Source organism: Mitsuokella sp. UBA4253 (assembly GCF_002395285.1).
GTDB classification, from domain to species: domain Bacteria; phylum Bacillota; class Negativicutes; order Selenomonadales; family Selenomonadaceae; genus Mitsuokella; species Mitsuokella jalaludinii.
In genome coordinates this window covers 35,692-50,178 of record NZ_DGWR01000014.1, presented here as the reverse complement: position 1 = coordinate 50,178, position 14,487 = coordinate 35,692, and the positions used below count along the sequence as shown (strand labels likewise).

17 protein-coding genes and 1 pseudogene are annotated in these 14,487 nt (G+C 53.0%); 3 read left to right on the top strand and 15 right to left on the bottom strand.

What is annotated here, in order from left to right; translation table 11 throughout:
- Nucleotides 1-214 precede the first annotated feature (214 nt).
- The gene (gene gltS / locus B2X55_RS06715) at nt 215-1,468 is read left to right on the top strand and encodes a sodium/glutamate symporter (RefSeq protein ID WP_286821446.1); all 1,254 of its coding nucleotides are present in this window, start codon (nt 215-217) and stop codon (nt 1,466-1,468) included.
- Nucleotides 1,469-1,623: 155 nt separating this feature from the next.
- Entirely contained in the window at nt 1,624-2,034 is a 411-nt protein-coding gene (locus B2X55_RS06710; RefSeq protein ID WP_036375165.1) for an amino acid-binding protein, read from the top strand.
- A gap of 96 nt (nt 2,035-2,130) precedes the next feature.
- On the opposite strand, the gene B2X55_RS06705 is transcribed toward B2X55_RS06710, so the two are convergent.
- From B2X55_RS06705 to nikB, 13 genes and pseudogenes are all read right to left on the bottom strand, one after another.
- A complete protein-coding gene (locus B2X55_RS06705; RefSeq protein ID WP_286821445.1) occupies nt 2,131-3,153 on the bottom strand; it encodes a 3-deoxy-7-phosphoheptulonate synthase in 1,023 nt (340 codons plus the stop codon).
- 172 nt (nt 3,154-3,325) lie between these two features.
- Nucleotides 3,326-3,790, bottom strand: a complete 465-nt coding sequence (locus B2X55_RS06700; protein WP_286821443.1) for a YbaK/EbsC family protein — start codon at nt 3,788-3,790, stop codon at nt 3,326-3,328.
- Between the two features lie 86 nt (nt 3,791-3,876).
- Nucleotides 3,877-4,038 (bottom strand): hypothetical protein, encoded by a 162-nt coding sequence (locus B2X55_RS06695; protein WP_169737570.1) that lies wholly within the window; start codon nt 4,036-4,038, stop codon nt 3,877-3,879.
- A gap of 14 nt (nt 4,039-4,052) precedes the next feature.
- Complete coding sequence (locus B2X55_RS06690; protein ID WP_286821442.1) at nt 4,053-4,838, bottom strand: hypothetical protein; 786 nt, start codon at nt 4,836-4,838, stop codon at nt 4,053-4,055.
- Between the two features lie 41 nt (nt 4,839-4,879).
- Complete coding sequence (locus B2X55_RS06685) at nt 4,880-5,653, bottom strand: 5'-methylthioadenosine/S-adenosylhomocysteine nucleosidase (RefSeq protein WP_286821441.1); 774 nt, start codon at nt 5,651-5,653, stop codon at nt 4,880-4,882.
- 204 nt (nt 5,654-5,857) lie between these two features.
- Nucleotides 5,858-5,974, bottom strand: a complete 117-nt coding sequence (locus B2X55_RS10880) for a hypothetical protein (RefSeq protein ID WP_414683489.1) — start codon at nt 5,972-5,974, stop codon at nt 5,858-5,860.
- A gap of 234 nt (nt 5,975-6,208) precedes the next feature.
- Nucleotides 6,209-6,355, bottom strand: a complete 147-nt coding sequence (locus B2X55_RS06675) for a hypothetical protein (RefSeq protein ID WP_286821438.1) — start codon at nt 6,353-6,355, stop codon at nt 6,209-6,211.
- Nucleotides 6,348-6,434 (bottom strand): annotated as a pseudogene (locus B2X55_RS10840) (class II aldolase/adducin family protein); the annotation flags it as partial. The pseudogene B2X55_RS10840 and the gene B2X55_RS06675, both read right to left, overlap by 8 nt.
- A 194-nt stretch (nt 6,435-6,628) precedes the next feature.
- Nucleotides 6,629-8,194: an ABC transporter substrate-binding protein gene (locus B2X55_RS06670; protein WP_286821437.1), complete on the bottom strand. Its 1,566-nt coding sequence runs from the start codon at nt 8,192-8,194 to the stop codon at nt 6,629-6,631.
- Nucleotides 8,195-8,230: 36 nt separating this feature from the next.
- Nucleotides 8,231-8,989, bottom strand: coding sequence for an ABC transporter ATP-binding protein (locus tag B2X55_RS06665; RefSeq protein ID WP_286821436.1), 759 nt, complete (start codon nt 8,987-8,989; stop codon nt 8,231-8,233).
- Between the two features lie 48 nt (nt 8,990-9,037).
- The gene (locus tag B2X55_RS06660) at nt 9,038-9,823 is read right to left on the bottom strand and encodes an ABC transporter ATP-binding protein (protein ID WP_286821435.1); all 786 of its coding nucleotides are present in this window, start codon (nt 9,821-9,823) and stop codon (nt 9,038-9,040) included.
- 9 nt (nt 9,824-9,832) lie between these two features.
- Nucleotides 9,833-10,690, bottom strand: a complete 858-nt coding sequence (locus B2X55_RS06655) for an ABC transporter permease (protein ID WP_286821433.1) — start codon at nt 10,688-10,690, stop codon at nt 9,833-9,835.
- A complete protein-coding gene (nikB, locus tag B2X55_RS06650; RefSeq protein ID WP_286821432.1) occupies nt 10,687-11,628 on the bottom strand; it encodes a nickel ABC transporter permease in 942 nt (313 codons plus the stop codon). The genes B2X55_RS06655 and nikB overlap by 4 nt, the downstream gene beginning before the upstream one ends.
- 192 nt (nt 11,629-11,820) lie before the next feature.
- Here nikB and B2X55_RS06645 point away from each other — a divergent pair, with 192 nt between their 5' ends.
- Complete coding sequence (locus tag B2X55_RS06645) at nt 11,821-12,591, top strand: class I SAM-dependent methyltransferase (protein ID WP_286821431.1); 771 nt, start codon at nt 11,821-11,823, stop codon at nt 12,589-12,591.
- A 116-nt stretch (nt 12,592-12,707) separates the two neighbouring features.
- Here B2X55_RS06645 and B2X55_RS06640 read toward each other — a convergent pair whose 3' ends face one another.
- Together B2X55_RS06640 and B2X55_RS06635 are read right to left on the bottom strand one after the other, a co-directional pair.
- Entirely contained in the window at nt 12,708-13,697 is a 990-nt protein-coding gene (locus tag B2X55_RS06640) for an SIR2 family NAD-dependent protein deacylase (protein ID WP_286821430.1), read from the bottom strand.
- Nucleotides 13,678-14,484, bottom strand: a complete 807-nt coding sequence (locus tag B2X55_RS06635; RefSeq protein ID WP_286821429.1) for a protein-ADP-ribose hydrolase — start codon at nt 14,482-14,484, stop codon at nt 13,678-13,680. The genes B2X55_RS06640 and B2X55_RS06635 overlap by 20 nt, the downstream gene beginning before the upstream one ends.
- Between the last annotated feature and the right edge of the window lie 3 nt (nt 14,485-14,487).

Here is a 14,487-nt window from a genome sequence, read left to right as displayed (position 1 = left end):
TATCCTCACTTGCAAACTAAAATTACTCACTTATTATACATGCTTTCCCCGCGTAATGCAATAGATTTCCAAAGGCGGCCTCGCACGGCAGTACAAAATACTTTTGTGCAAGCTATAACAAAAGTGTTGTATCTCCAATGATTTTTTGATATGATAATAGCCATGTTACAGATTTACACGTAAGCAAGAATACTCAGCAAAGGAAGTCCCCATCATGAACATCGATCTCAACATCTATCAGACACTCGCTGCCGCCACGGCGGTCTACTACATCGGCGTACTCCTGCGTCTCAAGATTCCCTTCCTGCGCCGCTACTGCATCCCGGCCCCTGTCATTGGCGGCATCCTCTTCGCCATCCTCAACGACATCCTCTACGTCAACGGCATCTGGACGTATCGCCAGGATACCGTCATGCAGAACGTCTTCATGATGCTCTTCTTCACGAGCATCGGCTACACGGCCAGCATCAGCCTGATACGCAAGGGCGGCTCGCTCGTCGCCAAGATGGCCGTGCTCACCGCCCTCCTGATCCTGTGCCAGAACGCCATTGGCATCGTCCTGGCGCACGTCTTCGACCTGAGCCCGCTCATGGGGTTCGCGACGGGCTCCATCCCGATGGTCGGCGGACACGGCACATCCGGTTCCTTCGGCCCTGTCCTTGAGAGCGTCGGCCTCGACAACGCGACGACGATTGCCTTTGCCGCTGCCACCTTCGGCCTCGTCTCCGGCAGCCTGCTCGGCGGCCCGATGGGCGAATTCCTCGTGCGCCGCTACGGCCTCACGAGCGTCGCCGAAGAGGAACGCCTCGACCCAGCCAACACGAGCGACGAGCTCGAGAAGCTCAAGAAGGCCGCCCACGGCGAGCGCAAGGCCATCGACGAAGAGAAGCGCGCGGGGCAGAGCATCAACAACTACCGCTTCATGAACGCCCTCGCGCACCTGCTCATTGCCATGGGCCTCGGCACCGTCATCAGCCAGCTCTTCATCAGCGCCGGCCTCGTCTTCCCGAACTACATCGGCTCCATGCTCGTAGCCGCCATCATCCGCAACATCTCCGACTACACGCACGCCTACAAGATCTACCAGCGCGAGAGCGAAGTCCTCGGCAACCTCGGCCTGACCATCTTCCTCTCGTGTGCCCTCATGAGTCTCAAGCTCTGGCAGCTCTCCGACCTCGCCATCCCGATGATGGTCATGCTACTGAGCCAGGTGCTCTTCCTCGCGCTCTTCGCCAAGTTCCTGATATTCCGCGTCATGGGCCGCAACTACGAGGCCGCCGTCATGGCAGCGGGCACCTGTGGCTTCGGCCTCGGCGCCACGCCGAACGCCATCGCCAACATGTCCGTCATGGTCGAGCGCTTCGGCCCAGCCCCGACCGCCTTCTTCGTCATCCCGCTGATCGGTGCCCTGATCGTCGACTTCGTCAACTCCTCCATCGTGACCGTGCTGCTGAACCTCCTCGCCTGAAGGACGCGCCAGCTTCATGTAACAACATTACACCTTATCTGTGCGAGGCCTTTGCGTTCTGGCAGGCGTTATGATAGAATGGACATAGCAATCGTAGCAATCGCTATATTCATCGTTCATCAACTTCAAGATTCACAAAAGGAGATCACGACTCTATGCTCAATCAAGTTTCTGTATTCGCCGAAAACACAAAAGGCGCTCTGCGCAAGATGACGGCTGTGCTCGCAGCAGCAGACGTCAACATCTACTCCATGCTCGCCAGCGACAGCGCTGAGTTCGGCATCATCCGCCTCGTCCTGACGGACCCAGAGCGCGCGCTCGCCGAGCTCAAGAAAGCCGGCTACCAGTGCCACATCGACAAGGTCATCGCCGTCGAGATGGGCGACACGCCGGGCAGCCTCGACGCGATCCTCAAACACCTTGAAGAGGCCAATGTCTCGCTCGACTACCTCTACATCTCCTATGACCGCCAGGCCAGCCAGCCGGTCGTCATCTTCAAGACGCAGGAGCCAGAGGCCGAGACATTCCTGCGCGGCAAGGGCTACAAGCTCGTCGACAAATTCTGATTCAGTTCAAGCACCTCAGAAAAAGGAGCCTGCCACACGATCTGTGGCAGGCTCCTTTTGACTCTGATTCGGTTATCTGATTGGCCAGCAGCGCAATCAGAGCATCTCCGCGAGGTCGAAGATGAGCTGCTGCGTCTTGTCCCAGCCGAGGCACGGATCCGTGATAGACTTACCGTACGTGCCCTCGCAGATCTTCTGGTTGCCGTCCTCGATGTAACTCTCAATCATGAGGCCCTTGACGAGCGTGCGGATATCCGACGAGATCTTGCAGCTGTTGACGACATCCTTCGCGATGCGGATCTGCTCGAGATACTTCTTGCCCGAGTTCGCATGATTCGTGTCGACGATGACAGCCGGGTTCACGAGATTGCGCTTGTGGTATGCCTCGCAGAGTGAGCGCAGGTTCTCGTAGTGGTAGTTCGGCAGACTGTTGCCGAAGCTGTCGACATAGCCGCGCAGGATGGCATGCGCCAGCGGGTTGCCCTGCGTGCGGACTTCCCAGCCGCGGAACAGGAACTCCTGCGAGTGCTGTGCCGCCTCGATCGAGTTGAGCATGACCGAGATATCACCCGACGTCGGGTTCTTCATGCCGACCGGGATGCCGATGCCACTTGCAATCATGCGGTGGAACTGGTCCTCAACCGAGCGCGCGCCGACGGCCGCATACGACAGCAGGTCCGACAGATAGCGGTAGATCTCCGGGTAGAGGATCTCCTCTGCGCACGTGAAGCCCGTCTCACGCACGACGCGCGCGTTCATCTCGCGGATTGCGATGATGCCGCCGAGCATATCCTCCTTGCCCTCCGGGTCTGGCTGATGCAGCATGCCCTTGTAGCCGATGCCGATCGTGCGCGGCTTGCTCGTGTAAAGGCGCGGCACGATGAAAATCTTATCCTTGACCTGCTCCTGAACCGGCACGAGGCGATGCACGTAGTCGAGTACAGCTTCCTCGTTATCTGCCGAGCACGGACCGATGACGAGCAGGAAGCGGTTGTCCCTGCCCGTGATGATATCCGCGATTTCCTTGTCGCGCTGCACCTTGATCTTCTTGACATGATCATCTATCGGAAACTGTTCCATGAGCTCCTGCGGCGTAGGCAGCTTACGGATGAATTCCATTTGCATTTCCATTCAATGTTACCCCTCTCTTGACTGTGATGCCTTTCATTATATCATAGATTCCACAGTCCCCATAGCAAATATACGGCATAATCCGGCGCGTCCACAAAATTTTTTTCATTGAATCTCGAGTTCTTCCGCACAGCGCGCACAGTGATGCGCCAGGTGAGCATCACTGCTTTGCAATGTCGACCCATCCAGCCGCTGGGATGATGCAGTAGAGCTCATCCGGCGTCAGGCGCACGGCGCTGTGGTCGTCACCTGCAGCGGGATAGACCGTCTCAAAGCGGTGCAGCGATTCATCCAGATAGACCGGCACCCCCTCTTTGATCGCGAACGGGCAGACGCCGCCCGGCGCATGGCCGACAAGCGACTCCACCTGGTCGAACGGGATCATGCGGCCCTTCTTGTGGAATGCTTCCTTGAAGCGGTGATTGTCCACGCGCACATCGCCCGCGAGGATGACGAGCAGCGGCGCGCCGTCCACGAGGAACGACATCGTCTTGGCGATGTGCCCCGGCTCCACGCCGAGCGCCTGCGCCGCCAGCTCCACCGTCGCCGTCGACGCCTCAAACGTGATGACGCGGTCCGCCATCCCCTTCTGCTCCAAAAACGACAGGACTCTCTCGATTGACATAGCGATTCTTCTTTCTGACTGAACTTTAGCTTCGATGTAAATTTCGTATTGCAGTTACATTCGCCAGACAGCCGCGAAATCCTGCCTCAGCCCTTCTTCTTTTTGCCAAACAGCAAGTCGAGCACCATGCGACCGACCTTGCGCTCGACGCCCGACTTCGTCGTCGGGATGCCCGTCTGCCGCGCAAACTGGCGCTTCGCATTCGTGATGCCGAGCAAGGTCTTCCAGCTGAAACCACCCTTATTCATGCGATTCACCTCCATCAGAATCCGCCGTCGTCGCCGCCATAGTCATCACCACCGCCATAATCGCCGCCATCATAGCTGCCACTGTAGTCGTCTCCACCGTAGCCGCCATAGTCATCATCGTGGCCAGAACCCGAATCGTCGCCATAGCTGCCGTAGTCGTCATTGCCGTAATCACTGTAGTCCGACTGACCATCCCCATAGTCGTTGTCATCATCGACCGACCAGTCATCATCCCAATCGATACCGTCGTCGCTCAGTCCATCGTCATCCGCATCATAGTCATCGGGATCCTCAGTGGCATCGATCTGATCATCTGTATCGTAGTCGTCTGCGACATCGCTGTAACCATCCCCATCATCTGCATCATAGTCATCCGCATTGTATGCATCCGCGTCCAACTGCTGCTGTGCGCGCTGCGCCGCAGCCATCTGGTCGAGTTGCGCCTGCTGTGCCTCCGCATCATGATGATGCATCAGCGCCGCGCCAGCCACAGCACCGGCCACCGCCGCAGCCGCCGCCATGCGGCTGTCATGCTGCCGGTCTAGCATGTTCTGTCGATGGATCCTTGCCAATTCCCGGCACTGCTCCGCCGTCAAGCGCGGCCCAGCCACAGCCGTCCGCGATCCCCCCTGCGGATACACCTTCTTCTCCATAGGTGCTGCCGACAAATCCCGCTTCTCCTCCGGACGAGCCGAGACACCTTCCACCGGCTTCGACGCCTTGCTCCCCTGCGGTCGATTCCTCAAGAATACAGCTGCACCGACAACCAGCACAACAAGCAATACCGTACCCATACCCATGCAAAACACCTCCAATCTAAAACATCTTAAAGTGCTCCAATTCAAGACAAATCGAGCCAATATTCTCGCAGCAACGCGAGTACAAACTCTTGACATACAGATCCAGTCCCAAGGTCCCATGGATCTTGGTTCAACAAGATGCTATTCGAGATGATGCGCACATCGAGAAATGGCACATCGAATGATTGGCAGACCTGCGCGACAGCATCTCCCTCCATCTCCTCTGCCAATGAGCCATAGAATCCATGCAGGAAATCGATGCGATCCACTTCACAGTTCCAGCTGTCGCACGTCGTGATGGTTCCCTCGACTACCCTGCCATGTTCGTACCTTGCAGCAGCACGACGGGCAGCAGCAAGCAGAGCAGGATTCCCCTCGTGGTAGACTTCCTGCGTGAACTTCCTTCTGTCCTTGTCCCAAGCAAAGACACCGAGCTGTTTCAGCCCGCGGTAATCGACTCCCGCGCCAGCCGCGCGATAATACGTCTGCCAGGCAGAAGAATTTGCTGTCCGCGCCCCGAGCACGATGTCGTAAACAGACAGCGATGCATCATGGGCGCCAGCCGTTCCCTGGCTGATGATTGCCTGAGGATGATACCGCGCAATGGCAAGCGCCGCCAAAGCTGACGCATTGGCCATGCCCCACTGCGTCTCACAGACTACAAGCCCATGTCCTTCAAGCACTCCACGCGCACACCGGAATGGCCCAAACGGCTCCTCCCGGACTTCCGTCATCTGGTCGATGATATGCTGCGTCTCCACGCCCATCGCACCTTGGACAACAATCGGACCTTGTTGATTCTTCACAAAACACATCCCCTAACACAACGACCCCTACCTACTCTAACAATCAAAAAATTCGAGATGTATAGCCAAAAGTCCTGCAACAACGTCTCGTGGTGTAAACAATGAGAGTATCTTGCGCCAAAAATGTGCATCAAAAAAGCTCCGCTGCATGAGCAGTGGAGCTTTGACGGTTCATTTTATTTGAGCAGTCCTGCCTCGTAGACAATGAAGAGGTTAGATTCTTCTTACAGAATGGCGCTCAACCAGCCAGCAGTTTGTCCGGATTTTGAGCGGACGCTGGTCGCGATTGGCGATAAGATTCAGCAAACGCTCGACGGCAATACCGCCCATGCGCTTTTTCTCAAGGTGGATTGTCGTGAGTTCGGGACGCATCAGAGACCGCATCGGACAAGCCGAATTCCGTGAGCGCCTGATGGAAGGCACGGCTTCTCGCCTTGAGATTTGGTACGGCATACGTCGCGGTCAGATGTCCGATGCGGCGATGTCCATTGTCGTAAAGTGACCATGATACACCATCCTCTTCCCGCTGTTATCGCTTCTTCCCCATCTTATTTCTCTGTTTATTCATCTTCCACATTTCTGGCGGATTTCCTGCAGGGAAGTATCGTAGGGGGCCCGGGCAATCCCATATTCTGTGATGATTGCCGTGATGAGGCTATGGTCTGTCACATCAAAAGCGGGATTGTAGACCTTGATATCTTTCGACGCCATGCGCCTGCATCAATGCGACATCGGAGATTTTTAGCGGCTCCAATACGGACTCTGCCAAAGCCTTTGTGCCAGGGCGGCCTCTCCGCCTGCTGTGCATATCGGACAACCTCGCACTTCTAATTCTCCAGCATAGCGACGCCTTCTTTCTTTGAATTTTCGTATCTGTCTTTGGCGACCACTTCACTGTGGAATTCCATTCCGAAGTCCCCATTGAAATCAAAACAATGAACGCACCCCCGCCTCTAATAGGCGTGGGTGCGTTCATTTGGTCCGTCATTCCACATCCAGATCCGCTGTCACCTGATAGTAGTCACAGGGATGAGATGTATAGTTCTTCACATTTGCCTTGGCAATCATGCTCATCTTCAAGAAGGAGCAGAAGACAAAGGCATGGTCATCCAGGATCACCTGCTGCATATCTATGGCAAGCTGAGCACGCTTGGCCGGATCAAATTCCCGGCTGAGCTGAGCCTCCAGAGCGTCCAGTTTCTCGCTTCTATACTTACCCTGATTCTTGGTGGCATCAGAAGTAGCAAAGACCGTGAACCAATACTCTGGATCTCCCGTCGGGGCTTGGACATTGGCCATAGCATAGACATCCCAGCCCTTTACATCCTTCACCGCCTGATTGTTGTCGGCGGTGCAGTTGATATCCACATCCATGCCGATTTCCTTCAGGCTGGCCTGCGCAGACTCTGCCAGCAAGGGCAGTTCTTGACGGCTTGGATAGGTAAGCCACTTCACCACCAGTTTTCTGCCTGCCTTCTCCCGGATACCATCTCCGTCCGTATCCAGCCAGCCGGCCTCCTCCAGCACCTTTTTGGCTCCCTCTGGGTCGTAGGCCTCAGATTTCACCTTGTCACCACCATAGGCAGGACCGGCAGGGAACACACCGGAAGCAGGAGAACCATTGCCATCCAGAAGCTTTGTCACAAAATTCTCCTTGTCAATGCCCATAGAAATCGCCTTGCGTACAGCAGGATCGGCGCACACGGAATCAGGATCAAAATTCATCTTGCCAAAGAAACAACGGGAAGTGGGAATCTGAGAAATAACGTATTTGTCGTTTCTGAAGAGGGGATAGCTTTCATAAGCCAAACCATAGGCAGCTTGCACCTCCCCGGCTTGCAGGGCGCTGGACAGGGTATTACCATCGGTGATGGTACGGATGGTAATCTTATCCAGCTTTGGACTCCCTCCCCAATAATGTTCATTTTTCTTCAAGATCAGGTGATCATCTGTCTTCACGTCCTCTGCGATATATGGGCCGGTGCCGCTTGCCATCCCCCCATCAAAGCCTGCCTGCACATCCACGATACAGCCGTAGGGGTCGCCCAGATAGTTCAGCAGCGCTGGATTTGGCTCCTTGGTTTTGATGGTCAGCTCCTGCCCCTCTGCCTCTATGGAGGCAATCTTCAGATCCTGCTCCGCCCGTTTGTTATTGGCAATGAGATGTTCCACGCACTCCTTCACTGCTGCGGCATCCATTCTGCGGCCGCTGGAGAACGTAACATCATCCCGCAGTGTGAATTTCCATGTGAGTTCATCTATATTCTCCCACTTCACCGCCAGCCAAGGCTCCACCGCCATATCATCGGAGTATTTCACCAGAGTCTCTCCAATGCCATAACGGATGCAGGCCCAACCGGAGTAGGCATTGTGTGGATTCACATCGGATTCCTCATTGGAACTGTTAAAGGTCGTGTCCCCAATAACCAAAGTTTTCTGCCCTCCGGGCGATGTAGCTTGTTCCTGGCCACAACCTGCCATCAGGCTGGCACTGAGACAAATGCCCAAAGCCAGGGAAATGATTTTTTGTAGTTTTTTTAATTTTTTCAATTTACTAAATCCTTTTTCTGAATTTTTACATAACCTTCACTGCAACACGCTGTCAATCAGCCTCTTGGTATATTCCTGCTGCGGATTGCTTATCACTTGGTCACAAGTTCCTTCCTCCACCACTTTCCCCTGGTACATTACCATGACTCTGTGGCAGAAATCCTGCACCAATGCTATATCGTGACAGATAAAAAGATACGACATGGACAGTTTCCTATGCAAACGGTCCAGCAGGGAAAGTACTTCTGCCTGCACCGTCACATCCAGAGCCGAGGTGGCTTCGTCCAAAATAAGGAGTTTGGGCCCAAGCGCCAAGGCTCTGGCAATAGCCGCCCGCTGGCACTGCCCACCGCTGACCTCATAGGGATAACGCCTGGCAAAATCCTCCTCTAGGCCGCACATTGAGAGCAGCCTTCTGCATTCCTTATCTGCCTCCTTTCTGGCATAACCATGGTTCATCAATCTCTCGCAGATGCTATCCCCCAGTGTCCAACGCGGATCAAAGCTCTCCACCGGGTTTTGAAAAACCATCTGCATGACATCATAGACCTGACGCAGTTCTCTGCCCTTGGCTTTCGTGATATCCTTGCCCCCAAGAATAATCCTGCCTCCATCAGGCTCTATCAGTCGCGCTATAATCCGAGCCACCGTAGTCTTGCCGCTGCCACTTTCCCCTATGATTGCCAGCTTTTCCCCTTGCTTCAGGGAAAGGCTCACATCATCCACAGCCGTAAATTTTTTCGCGCCAGAGGAAAAGACTTTGTGCAAATGCTCTGCTCTCAGAAATTCTTCCAAACACCCCACCTCCTATGGAGATTGAAACAGATCAAGTCTAAAATTGACTCATGAACATCTTTTCAGCCTCGGCACAGCTGCCAGAAGCTTTTGGGTATAGTCTGACTGAGGACAAGCCATGACTTCCTGTGTTCTGCCATATTCCACTGTTTCTCCCTTATGAAGCACCAGCATCCTGTCCGCCATTGCCCTGAGCACCCCCATATTGTGGGTGACCAATAGGATAGCAGTGCCAAAAAGTTTCCTGGCCAGCAGCATTTCCTCTATCACCTGCTTCTGCACCGTCACATCCAATGCAGAGGTCGGCTCGTCTGCCAGCAGAACACGTGGTCTCAGAAGCATGGCTGCCGCTACCCCCACTCGCTGCTGCATGCCGCCGGACAGTTCGAATGGATAGCTGTCCAGAATACGCCCGGGATCCTCAAAGCCGAACTTGCCCAAAATATCCATGGCCTTTTCCTTCACCGATTTCCTATCTTGGCAGCCGTGGGCAGCCATCATTTCCTGCAACTGTACTCCTATCTTACGGACGGGGCAAAAGCTGCTGCCAGCATTCTGGAAGACCATGCCCAGCCCCGGGCCGTAAATTTTCCGCTGCTCTTCTACCGGCAAATCCGGCAAGTTCTTTCCTCTGTACCAGATGTCCCCGCGTGTCACCAAGCCATCCCAGCCCAGCAGGTTCATGGCAGCTTTCAAAATAGTTGACTTGCCGCTGCCGCTCTCCCCCACTATGCCCAGAATTTCCCCCTCTGCCAGAGAGAAACACGCCTCATGGATAACCACACTCTCCCCATAACTGATGTCCACATGCTCATATCTCAGTAATGTTTCCACTTTCCCCTCCTATCTCCTGTTTTTCGGATCAAGATAATCCCGCACCGCATCCCCTAGCAGGTTAAAGACCATCACAGCAAAAAAGATGGCAAAGCCTGGCGCCAAGGTAATCCATGGCTGTGTGGGCAAAAGATTCCGTGTCTCACTCATCATGCTACCCCACTCCGGGATGGGAGGCTTAGCCCCCAGTCCCAGAAAAGACAGCCCGGCCAGTTCCATCATCATAGTGCCGATATCCAGCATGGCTGTCACCAATATGGGGCCTGCTATATTGGGAAGCACGTGTCTCCACACTAGCTGCAACGAACTGCATCCCCCCATTCGAGCCGCCTGCATGAAAGGCAGTGTCGAAACAGTCAAAGTCTGACTGCGGGAAAGTCTTGCATATTTAGGCCAGCTGATGGCAGCCAGAGCAAAGATGGCATTGTGGACGCCACCACCCAGCACTGCCGCCACAGCCAGTGCAAAGACCAGCCCCGGAAAGGCCAGAAAGAGATCCGCTGTGCGCATCAAGAATGTATCCAGCCATTTCCCACTCCTGGCGCAGAGAATCCCAATGAAACTGCCGAAGACAGCGATGAAGCCCACCAAAAGCAAAGAAGCGAAAATACTGGTCCTGCTGCCTACTATGATACGGGAGAGGATATCTCTCCCATAGCGGTCTGTGCCAAGCCAGTGCTCCGAAGATGGGGGAGCCTTTGTCAGTGTCAGATCCTGAAAATAGGGGTCATAGGGTGTTAGATATTCACTAAAAAAGGAGGCTAACAGCAAAAGCAAGGCTAGACATGCCAAAAGGATCAGCTTCAGCCGCAGATTCTTTTTCCGCACTTTTTGCTTTCTGACTGTGGGTATCCTTTGCTCTGTCATTCTCTGCTCACTCCCAATCGTATGCGCGGATCCAAATAGTGATAAAGCAGGTCTGCCAAAAGGTTCACGCCCACATATATTATGGCCATCCACATAACATAGGCCTGTATAACGGGATAGTCCCGCATGTTTATGGCATCCACCGCCAGCTTTCCTACCCCATCCCACATAAAGATGCTTTCGATAATAGCGGTTCCCCCCAAAAGGCTCCCCAAAGAAAGAGCCAGCAGTGTTATGATGGTCAGCATGGCGGCCTTCATGACATTTTTCCAGAGAATGACTCTTTCCCTGATGCCTCTGGCTCTGGCCCCCAGTACATAGTCCTTCCCCAACTCTTCCAGCACAGCCGAGCGTACCTGCCGCAGGTATTTAGCAGACATGGCTATGGAAAGCGTCAAGGCGGGCAGTAAGGCGCTTTTTAAATTCATATTGCTGGAAATAACTGGCAAAATCCCCAGCTCAATACCTAGAATATCCATCAACACCATGGCCACAAAAAAATTGGGCATGGCATTGCCAAGAAAGCTAGTAAAACGCAGCAACAAATCTGAAGCCCTATCCTGATGCACCGCTGCCCAAATACCGCAGGGCATGGAAACGGCCACCGTCAGTGACAAGGAAAGACCTGTCAACAACAAAGTAGCAGGCAGCTTCCGCAGGAAGGTAGAAAAAACCTCCTCTCCTGTCACATAGCTATGCCCCATATCTCCATGAAGCATCCCCAGGAGCCAGTTACCATACTGTTGCCAGAAGGGCAAATCCAATCCCAAAGAAGCCCTTTTTTGATTCATGATCTCCTGGGACACCTCTACTCCCCGATTGGTATACATTTCCGTCACGGCATCGCTACCCGCCAGATACATAAGAAGGAAAGAGAGAAAAGTAATACCAAAAAGGATGGGGATGAGCTGCAAAAAACGCTTCAGTGCATAACCCATATCTGAAAATCTCCTTTTCTGTGGCCGTATAACCTCTCAACGTCTAACAGTATAGAAGACCCCATTTCTATTGTAAACCCCCTGGGGGGCTTAAAATTTTGGGGCAGGTTGGGTATACTAGAAACGATCAATCGATAAATCAATTTATGCATTCCTGATACCAAGACGAAACAAGACGCAAGGAGAGTCCCCATGAACAGCAACGCAAAGCAGCAGCGCACATCCTATGAAAAAGAAGAACGTCTCAATCGGCAGATTGAAGCATACTGGGATGAACGCAGTACAGATTTCAGTAAGCTCCGCCAAAAGGAGCTGAACGGTCCCTGCGCTCCCGCCTGGCAGGCTTACCTAAAGGAAAAACTCCCCGCAGAGAAAAATTTAAAAATTCTGGATATTGGCACTGGGGCAGGCTTCTTCGCCATCCTGCTCTCAGAACTCGGTCATAGAGTGACAGGCATCGATATGTCGTCCGATATGCTGTGCCAGGCCAAGCAAAATGCTCTTGCTATGGGATGTAGGATAGCGTTTCACAAGATGAACGCTCAAGAGCTGGCTTTTCCTGACTGTCATTTCGATGCCGTCCTCAGTCGCAACCTAACGTGGACTCTGCCCGATACCATGGAAGCTTATCGCGAGTGGAACCGAGTACTGAAAGTAGGCGGCCTGTTGCTGAATTTTGATTCCGATTACGGACTTACGACCTTCTCCAGCAAGAAAGACCCGACAGATGTCCACGCTGCTATCAGGCCGGAATTGGTAACCGAGTGCAACGCCATTAAAGATAAGCTGCTTATCAGCACCCATCGCCGTCCCCAATGGGATTGGGAAGTCCTCTGCCGTCTTGGCATGGAGGTGGTCGTGGAAGAGAATATTGCCTCACGTGTTCGGGTGGACACGGAAATGCATTTCGATCCCCTGCCCCTTTTTAGCATTTTAGCGTACAAGCATAACCATCAAGCATAAGATGAAGATCAGCCCGCCATACGCACCAGAATAGAACCATACTACCATTTCGAACGCCTACAATATCGCCTGAGCATGATGAAGATACTTCCTCAATCATGGCGACCCGTTCCATATCATTTCACCTTCGCAAACACATCACCAATATCCTCATCCATGCAGATACTCCTGTTTGCAATTTCGATTGGGCAGGATGCTTCTCTGTAATTGATGCAGGAGTACACTGCGTTTTCATTTGCCAAAGTCATCTGCCAAAACGGATATTTTATAATGACAGGAGTGTTTGCTCCCACACCAAGTTCCAGATAAAGCACATGACGGCATTCGTGTCTGCGCAGGAAATCCGCATATGCCGCAGACGATCTGTGCCATCCTTCATCCTCGACAAAGGAATTATCTATGCGAAGATTCATGGTAACATCTGAACCATCATCCGGGCATTTTGGAATGAGTGATGCCGGAATTCTCATCTTCAATTCACCGGTTTCAGGAATCCGAAAGCCCCCATTCCTATCTCTTACAAACCCCTGTGCCTCCATTGCTTTCATAACCCATTCCTCATTGTCGTAAGTTCTCTGAATGGATGGATTGACGCTCTGGAAAAGTCCATAGTCTCCTTGGGTGTAGAACAAGCGCTTTTTATCAAAGCCTGCTCTCTGAAACTGATGGTCCACATTCGTAGTAATAACAAAATAATCCTTATCGTTCACAAGTGAAAGCAATTGCTGATAGACAGGTTTCGGCGCATCAACATATCGATTGCAATAGATATTCCTTGCCCACCACGCCCAGCGTATCTCTGCATCGGGAAACGGATAGAAACCGCCGGAATACATATCCCGGATGCCGTACTTCCTTGCAAAGTCGAAGAAGTACCGTTCAAATCGCTCCCCACTATAGGTAAACCCGGCAGAAGTCGACAGTCCGGCCCCCGCTCCGATCACGATAGCATCTGCCGTTTCCATCTCTTTCTTGAATCTGGATATCCGTTCCTCTTTAGATCCTGTTCCGAATGACATATTTCCACTGAACGACCGCGCCGCACCAAGTCCTCTCTGGATGCTTTCCTGATAGCCGTTCGGCATCTCATCGTATGAGTTCTTCATAGTATGTTTTGTCCTCGTCCTTAAAAACATTAAAGATCACCCTTTCCATAGCACCCGGATGCTGTGAGAGCCAGCTGTCCACGGTACTGACGACAATCTCTGCCGCCTGCTTGTTCGGAAAATGGAATACACCTGTAGAAATACAGCAAAACGCAACGCTTTTTAAATCATGTTCCAGACACATATCCAAGGTGTTCCGGTAGCAGTCCGCCAGATCCTTCTCAAGTTCCGGCGTCAACTCATATCGCACAATCGGGCCTACGACATGAATCACCTTTTTCGCAGGAAGATTATAGGCATCCGTCAGCATGGGGACAGCTGTCGGCTGCTCATAATCTTTGCCGTATTTGAGCCGCAACTGATTCATCTGCCTGCTGCACTCTGCCCGAAGCTCGACTCCGGCAAAAGTATGGATGCAGTTGTCAATGCAGGTATGCATCGGCACAAAGCAGCCCAGCATCTGAGAATTGGCGGCATTGACGATGGCATCTACGGCCAGCCTCGCAATATCGCCCTGCCAGATGGACATTCGATCTCGGATCATGGGTATATCGTCAAGCTCCACAATTCCGTTTTCACGGACGCGCTCCTGCAGATACTCATCCTGCACAGAAAGAACCGCCTTATCCATCTTTCGAGGCATTCGGATGTTCATAAGCGACCGCAGGATACGACGCTTCCCCTCGGTGTCTTTGGGTGTTTCCAACTCTTTATATTGAACCGAATCCTTTTTGAACGCATCAACGAGGTAATCCAGTCGCTGATCCTGTATCTTTTTCTCATACATCGT

Bases quoted from the DNA above. Each gene is read 5' to 3' on its own strand.
- B2X55_RS06700 (WP_286821443.1), bottom strand. From the start codon at position 3,790: ATGTCAATCGAGAGAGTCCTGTCGTTTTTGGAGCAGAAGGGGATGGCG.
- B2X55_RS06645 (WP_286821431.1), top strand. From the start codon at position 11,821: ATGAACAGCAACGCAAAGCAGCAGCGCACATCCTATGAAAAAGAAGAA.
- B2X55_RS06690 (WP_286821442.1), bottom strand. From the start codon at position 4,838: ATGGGTATGGGTACGGTATTGCTTGTTGTGCTGGTTGTCGGTGCAGCT.
- gltS (WP_286821446.1), top strand. From the start codon at position 215: ATGAACATCGATCTCAACATCTATCAGACACTCGCTGCCGCCACGGCG.
- B2X55_RS06640 (WP_286821430.1), bottom strand. From the start codon at position 13,697: ATGAAGAACTCATACGATGAGATGCCGAACGGCTATCAGGAAAGCATC.
- B2X55_RS06685 (WP_286821441.1), bottom strand. From the start codon at position 5,653: ATGTGTTTTGTGAAGAATCAACAAGGTCCGATTGTTGTCCAAGGTGCG.
- B2X55_RS06695 (WP_169737570.1), bottom strand. From the start codon at position 4,038: ATGAATAAGGGTGGTTTCAGCTGGAAGACCTTGCTCGGCATCACGAAT.
- B2X55_RS06675 (WP_286821438.1), bottom strand. From the start codon at position 6,355: ATGGCGTCGAAAGATATCAAGGTCTACAATCCCGCTTTTGATGTGACA.
- B2X55_RS06635 (WP_286821429.1), bottom strand. From the start codon at position 14,484: ATGTATGAGAAAAAGATACAGGATCAGCGACTGGATTACCTCGTTGAT.
- B2X55_RS06705 (WP_286821445.1), bottom strand. From the start codon at position 3,153: ATGGAATTCATCCGTAAGCTGCCTACGCCGCAGGAGCTCATGGAACAG.
- B2X55_RS06655 (WP_286821433.1), bottom strand. From the start codon at position 10,690: ATGACAGAGCAAAGGATACCCACAGTCAGAAAGCAAAAAGTGCGGAAA.
- nikB (WP_286821432.1), bottom strand. From the start codon at position 11,628: ATGGGTTATGCACTGAAGCGTTTTTTGCAGCTCATCCCCATCCTTTTT.
- B2X55_RS10880 (WP_414683489.1), bottom strand. From the start codon at position 5,974: ATGGGCGGTATTGCCGTCGAGCGTTTGCTGAATCTTATCGCCAATCGC.
- B2X55_RS06710 (WP_036375165.1), top strand. From the start codon at position 1,624: ATGCTCAATCAAGTTTCTGTATTCGCCGAAAACACAAAAGGCGCTCTG.